This window comes from Streptomyces sp. RP5T, from assembly GCF_003933965.1.
GTDB lineage: Bacteria > Actinomycetota > Actinomycetes > Streptomycetales > Streptomycetaceae > Streptomyces.
Map to the genome: position 1 here is coordinate 1 of NZ_RSAJ01000765.1, position 3378 is coordinate 3378.

Below are 3378 nucleotides of genomic sequence, written 5' to 3' on the forward strand. Positions count from 1 at the left end.
GCGAAGGGGTGGGCGGCGCGCGGCCAGAAGGTGCCCACGTCCCAGAGAATGCCGATGGTCCGGCGCGCGGAGGGGTCCTTGTAGGCGCGGCGGCCCCAGGTGACGAACAGGATGAAGCCGAGGCCGATCAGCCAGGAGCCGAGGGCCTGCGCGGTGTCGGCGGCGCTCTGGACGAAGGCGTACGACCCCTCGGCGGCACCGGCCGGTGTCCTGCGGGAGGTCAGGGCGCCGACGAGGGCGCCGGCGCCGAGGAGCAGGGTGCTCGCCGACGTCACCCCGAGCAGACGGGGTCCCCGGTCCGTCAGGGCGGCCATCGCGCGGCTGCGGGCGATGCGGCGGGTGCGTGCCGCGTCCTTGGGCTCGGCGGGGTACTCGCTTTCGACGGTGCCGAGTTGGGCTCGGCCGGCGCGCCAGGCGCGCCGGCCGAGCCAGGCGCAGTGCCCCAGCAGCACGACGAGGACCAGCGGGATCACGGACGCCTGCCAGGTCAGCAGGACCGGCGGGCCGGGGATGGTGGCGCCGGTGCCGTCCAGCCAGTCCGCCACGCGCTGCGAGACGCCGCCGGACATCACGCCGCCCAGGGCGCAGGCCAGCGTCGCCACGGCGGGTCCGGCCAGGCCGCGCATCGCGGCGCGCGGGTCGGGGTGCGCGCGGTACAGCACGTGGGCGACCACGGCGAGGGCGAGGACCAGCAGTCCCTGCACCAGGGCGATACCGCCGAAGGTGGCGTCACCTGCCAGCCGGCCGTGCGACTGCCAGCCCGGCCGCTCCCACCCGGCGTACACCGCGGCGAGGGCGAGCAGGAGGAGCGCGGCGAGCGGCAGCCGCCGTACGAGATGAGCGTCGAGCTGCCGGTCGAGGTACTTCTCGCTGCGGCCGCGGCGGCACACCACCCAGACGACGGCGACCGCGCCGGCGACGATGCCGGCCTGCAGGAACCGGCCGAGGGTGTCGAGGAGCGCGGGGCCGCCCGGGGCGCGGTCGTGGCCGGCCGCCATGGAGCTGACCGCGGCGGCGATCGTCAGCAGGCCCGCGGCGGTGTGCGCGGCCCGCAGGCGGGCGACCAGGCGGCGGCCGTACCAGAAGCCGGGCCGGCCGAGCGCGGTGCGGCCGTGCTCCTCCTCGGGCTCGCCGTCGCGGGACATGGGCTGCTGGGACTCGTAGGCGCTCCAGGTGCGGTGGGAGAGGTACCAGAGGAAACCGGTCAGCGCGGCCGGGACGAGGGCCGCGAGGGCGAGGCGGCGGCCCGGCCTGCTCCACCAGCCGCCGTCGGACACGTCGGGCGACAGGAAGCCGAGCCAGGTGTGCGACTCGGCGCACGCGCGCGTGCCCGCGCACTGCCAGGCCGCGAGGTCCAGGGCCACCTCGCAGGCGGCGGCGACCAGCAGAACGGTCAGGGTCAGGCCGGCGAGCCGGACCAGCAGGCCGTACAGGCGCACGGTCCGCTTGCGGCCGCGTGCGGTGGGGCGCATCCAGTGGGCGAGGTTGACCACCATGAACGGCAGCAACAGCAGCCACAGGGCGCGGGTGCCGTTGCCGGAGGTGAGGTTGCACCAGACGTACGCCTCGGGCACCGGCCCGGTGCGGGCGTCGCGTGGTCCGCGCTCGGCGTCGACGTCGTCGGCGCGCCGGAAGACGGCCGCGATCTCGTCGCCGGTGATCCGTACCGTGCGCGGATCGTCGAGCATCTTCTCGGGCGTGGTGCCGCCCACTCCGTGGACCAGGAGTTCCAGGGCGGTTCCGGATTCCTCGGGCCGGACGGGCGAGCCGTCCGCATCCGTGATCGTGACAGGTTCCACTGTTCTCGCACTTCCCCCGTGACGCGCCGTCGGCATCTGTCCGTGCGGACACCAGGATCTCTCCTCGGCGCGCCGCGCACACCACTCGTCACGCAATCTCCCCGATCCGGATGAACGCGAGGGCCCGGCTGTCACCCCTGTGGCGTGCGTACGACGGGACGGGCAGTGGCGCTCCGGGTGGGGGCGCGTGCGAGTATGGGACGTCCCGCGCACCTGGGACGGGCAAAATGTGCTTGTGGGAGAGGGTGCGCAGGGCGTGTCGGCGGCCCCAGGCGAAAGGACCGGAGCGTACGTGAGTGAGAATCAGAACCTCCTCGCGGAGCAGCGGCGCTCCCTGATCCTGGACGAGGTCCGGCGCCGAGGCGGGGTACGCGTCAACGAGCTGACCCGCAAGCTCGGCGTGTCGGACATGACGGTACGGCGCGATCTCGACGCGCTGGCCCGCCAGGGTGTGCTGGAGAAGGTGCACGGCGGCGCGGTCCCGGTGGTGGAGGCGAGCACCCACGAGCCGGGCTTCGAGGCGAAGTCGGGTCTGGAGCTGACCGCCAAGGAGGACATCGCGCGGTCCGCGGCCGAGCTGGTCGCCCCGGGCACCGCGATCGCCCTGTCGGGCGGTACGACGACGTACGCGCTGGCCCACCATCTGCTCGACGTGCCGGACCTGACCGTCGTGACCAACTCGGTGCGGGTGGCCGACGTCTTCCACGCGGCGCAGCGCAGTACGGGTCCCCGTCAGGGTGCGGCGACCGTCGTGCTGACCGGTGGTGTGCGCACCCCGTCCGACTCGCTGGTGGGGCCGGTGGCCGACCAGGCGATCGGGGCGCTCCACTTCGACGTGCTCTTCCTCGGTGTGCACGGGATATCGGTCGAGGCCGGCCTGTCGACGCCGAACCTCGCGGAGGCCGAGACCAACCGGCGGCTCGTGCAGTCGGCCCGGCGGGTCGTGGTGGTCGCCGACCACACCAAGTGGGGCACCGTGGGCCTGAGTTCGTTCGCCTCGCTGGAGCAGGTCGACACGCTGGTGACGGACGCGGGGCTGCCGGCGTCGGCGCGCGCGGAGGTCTCGGAGCATCTGCGGCGGCTGGTCGTGGCGGGCGAGTCCGTCGACGGTGCAGACATCTGACGGAGTGCCAGCTAGGGTGACCCTTCCCGTTCACACCTTGGGGGGTTGCCCATGGCTCACCAACTGCGCGAGGTGGGGCTCGACTTCATCGAGACCGCCCCCGTACGGATGGTGTTCGTCCAGGAGATGTCGGCTCCGCCCGAGGCGGTCCACCGGGCACTCGCGGAGGACGTGCCGGGCTGGGAGGAGTGGTTCGCCGCGGTCACCATGGCCCGCTCGACCGGAAACGGCTCGACGCGGGAGATCCACCTCAAGGGCGGCGGCCGTTTCCGGGAGACGATCATCTTGGCCGAGGCGCCGGAGGTGTACGCCTACCGGGTCGACGTGGCCAACGCGCCCGGTGCCCGTGCCATCGCCGAGGAGTGGCGGCTCACTCCCGCCGGGGCGGGCACCCAGGTGCGCTGGACGTTCGCGGTGGACGGCACGGCGGCGTTCCGCCTGGTCGCGAAGCTCGGG

Annotated in this window: 3 protein-coding genes; 2 read left to right on the forward strand and 1 reads right to left on the reverse strand. The window is 73.9% G+C overall.

What is annotated here, in order from left to right; genetic code table 11:
- Positions 1-1688: hypothetical protein (locus tag EHS43_RS40590; protein ID WP_260470942.1), on the reverse strand; the 1688-nt coding region annotated here is incomplete at its 3' end.
- A 403-nt stretch (positions 1689-2091) separates the two neighbouring features.
- Between EHS43_RS40590 and EHS43_RS40595 the strand changes: the two genes are divergently transcribed.
- Positions 2092-2922: a DeoR/GlpR family DNA-binding transcription regulator gene (locus tag EHS43_RS40595; protein WP_125195549.1), complete on the forward strand. Its 831-nt coding sequence runs from the start codon at positions 2092-2094 to the stop codon at positions 2920-2922.
- Between the two features lie 51 nt (positions 2923-2973).
- Positions 2974-3378: SRPBCC family protein (locus tag EHS43_RS40600; protein ID WP_148104236.1), on the forward strand; the 405-nt coding region annotated here is incomplete at its 3' end.